General features: G+C 64.7%; 2 protein-coding genes and 1 pseudogene. 1 reads left to right on the top strand and 2 read right to left on the bottom strand.

The window, feature by feature from the left end:
- The first annotated feature begins 84 nt into the window (after positions 1–84).
- The gene (locus GXH28_RS15900; protein ID WP_169239982.1) at positions 85–1,944 is read left to right on the top strand and encodes a hypothetical protein; all 1,860 of its coding nucleotides are present in this window, start codon (positions 85–87) and stop codon (positions 1,942–1,944) included.
- 14 nt (positions 1,945–1,958) lie between these two features.
- On the opposite strand, the gene GXH28_RS15895 is transcribed toward GXH28_RS15900, so the two are convergent.
- Both GXH28_RS15895 and GXH28_RS15890 read right to left on the bottom strand, forming a co-directional pair.
- Positions 1,959–2,360, bottom strand: a complete 402-nt coding sequence (locus GXH28_RS15895; RefSeq protein ID WP_169239981.1) for a hypothetical protein — start codon at positions 2,358–2,360, stop codon at positions 1,959–1,961.
- A gap of 42 nt (positions 2,361–2,402) precedes the next feature.
- Positions 2,403–2,600: pseudogene (locus GXH28_RS15890) on the bottom strand (alpha-L-arabinofuranosidase); the annotation flags it as partial.

Genomic DNA, 2,600 nt, shown 5'->3' with positions numbered 1-2,600 from the left:
CTGGCGATTGTGTTCATGAACTCGCCGGAGGGAAAACTGTTGCTCGGTCAGAACGCTGAGCCTGCGCGCAAATCGTAAATTTGCATGATGGACGAAACGCAACAGCTCGCCCTGCTTCGCCGCTATGAACCGATCATCCGCTTTACGCGCGGGGAGGAATTCTTTCCGATGGATGCGGAGGCGTACATTCGCATGTGCAGCCTCTGGATCAAACGGCCCGGCGAACCTCCCCAGGAGCTGATCCCGGCGGGTGCGTTGACCCCTGAAGCGCTGGCCGAGCCTTATGAAGACGAATATGGCGCTGTTCGTTTTCTGAAATTCACCGAACCTCTGAGCGCGGCGGAGATGGCGGTGCAGGCCTTGCGCCAGCGCCGCGAGGTGGACCACGCGCTGGAGGAATTCCGCGTCGGCAAAGGTCGGCTGGCGCGCGTCGGCTACACCTCGCGCGTGGTGGACGCGCTCTTCCGCGTGGCGTTGCTGGCGCGCGGTCGCGTGCCCGGCGACGCAGCGGCGGCGGCCTCGCTCGGCTATCGCGCGCTGCTCCTGCAAGACCCGCGCCACGTCTATCATGGTCGCGTGTATGAAGAGCGCGGCTGGGTCGTGCTGCAATACTGGTTTTTCTATCTGTATAACAACTGGCGGACGCGCTTTTCCGGCGCCAACGATCACGAAGCCGACTGGGAAATGATTTGCATCTACCTGGCCCGCAACGCCGATCAGGTGCTCTGCCCGGAATGGATCGCCTACGCTTCGCACGACTACGCCGGCGACGACCTGCGCCGCCACTGGCAGGACCCGGAGGTGCATAAAGTAGGCGATCATCCGGTGATCTACGCAGGCGCCGGCTCGCACGCCGCCTACTTCAGCCCCGGCGAGTATCTGACCAAAATCGAGCTGAATGCACTGGCGCCGGTGACGCGCTCCTTGCGTCGGGTGCAGCGGGTGTGGAAACGACTGATGCGCGAGCCGGGCGCCGATGGCGTTCCCGGCGCGCCCGAAGAACCGGTGCTTGCTATTCCTTTCGTCGACTATGCGCGCGGAGATGGCTTTGCGATCGGCCCGGGACAGGACGCGCCCTGGGATGAGCCGGTGCGCATCGACGAGTCGGTCGGTTGGGTGCGCAACTACCGAGGCTTATGGGGGCTTTACACTCAAGACCCCTTTGCAGGGGAAGACGCGCCGGCCGGGCCGATGTTCAACCGTGACGGCACGGTGCGCCGCGCCTGGTACGATCCGGTCGGTTGGGCGGGGCTGGATAAAGTGCCGCCGCTCAGCGAGCGACTTGCCATCGTGCGCCGCCAGCGCCAGGAGATCGTCGACCGTCGCACGTTGTTGCGCACTCAGGTGGAGGAAAAGACGGCGTTGCTGCGCGGCCTCGATGTCCAGGCGACGTCGATCCGCAATCAGCCTCACCTGCGGGCGCTCCATCAACAAACGCTCCAAGAAATCAAGGCGCTTTCTGATGAGATCGCCAGGCTCCAGGCTGAAATCACCGCAGCCGGCGCCTTGCTGGAAAATCTCGACCGCCATGAAGACCAACTGCTTGCAGGCGGCGCGCAACCGCTGCGGGCGCACCTTCGCCGCGCCCATGCCCCCGCTGCGTTAGACCAGCCGCGGGCCAGCGGCTTCGCCGAGCTTTGGGCCGCCATCAGCGTCACCGTGCTGCTGGTGGCGTTTGTGGTGCTCTTCTATTTCAACCCGCGCTTTCTGCCCGTCTGGCTTGTTTCCATCCTGGCGCTCTTCACCTTCATCGAGGCCGGCGTGCGCGGCGCCTTCACGCGCGCGGTGAGCCGCTTCGCCACCGCCCTTGCGATCGCCGCGGCGCTTGTGCTGGTCTATGAATTCTTCTGGTGGATCGTGGGCGTGACGGTGCTGGCGCTGGCCCTCTACATCCTCTGGGACAACTTGCGCGAGTTCATGCGGACGCGTCGCCCCATCCGCTGATGCAACAAGCCCTGTCAGCGGCGCACCGTCGGCAAATAGACGCGCTGCGTCGCTCCAGGCGTCGGAGTCGGGGTGGGGGCGGGCGGCGCACTCTCCTCCAGTTGCAGTTGAACGAGCGTTATCGACCACGGCGCAAGCGCAACGGTGAGTTCACCGTTTACGGCGTCGATCGACTGCGGCGGCTCGAGCAGAGCGTCGGAGGGGGCGCTGACGCCGTTGTAGGTGACGCTTTGCGCCGCCGGTGAGGCCGCCCGCACTTCATACAGGAGGCCGCCCTCAATGCTTCCCGCTTCCACCGCAATGGTGGCCGTGATCCAACCTGACGTTTTGTTGATGGCGAGCGCTGACAGGGTTGTGGCGTCGATGCGGCCGGCGTAGACGCTGAGCTCGGAGGCGGCGTCGAGCGTCGTCGTCACGGGCAACATCGCCTCGCCAAAGCGCGCCCACAGCGGGAACGCTTAATATTGCGGCGCTCGATAAAAGCCGTTGTCCTCGTGCATCAGGCCGTATTCGGTGCCGTTGCCGGCGCGGCCGTTGGCGAGATCCCACTGGTTGAACAGGGTGTAGCCCTGCTGAATCGCCTGCCCGATGGAGTCGGCCAGGAACAGAGCGTTGACCGCGCGCGTCATCAACTGGGCGTTGTCCTGGTCTTGCAC

The organism is Candidatus Roseilinea sp. NK_OTU-006 (assembly GCF_012931985.1).
Taxonomy (GTDB): Bacteria; Chloroflexota; Anaerolineae; order J036; family Brachytrichaceae; genus JAAFGM01.
This window is presented reverse-complemented; position numbering and strand designations above follow the sequence as displayed.

Bases quoted from the DNA above. Each gene is read 5' to 3' on its own strand.
- GXH28_RS15900 (WP_169239982.1), top strand. From the start codon at position 85: ATGATGGACGAAACGCAACAGCTCGCCCTGCTTCGCCGCTATGAACCG.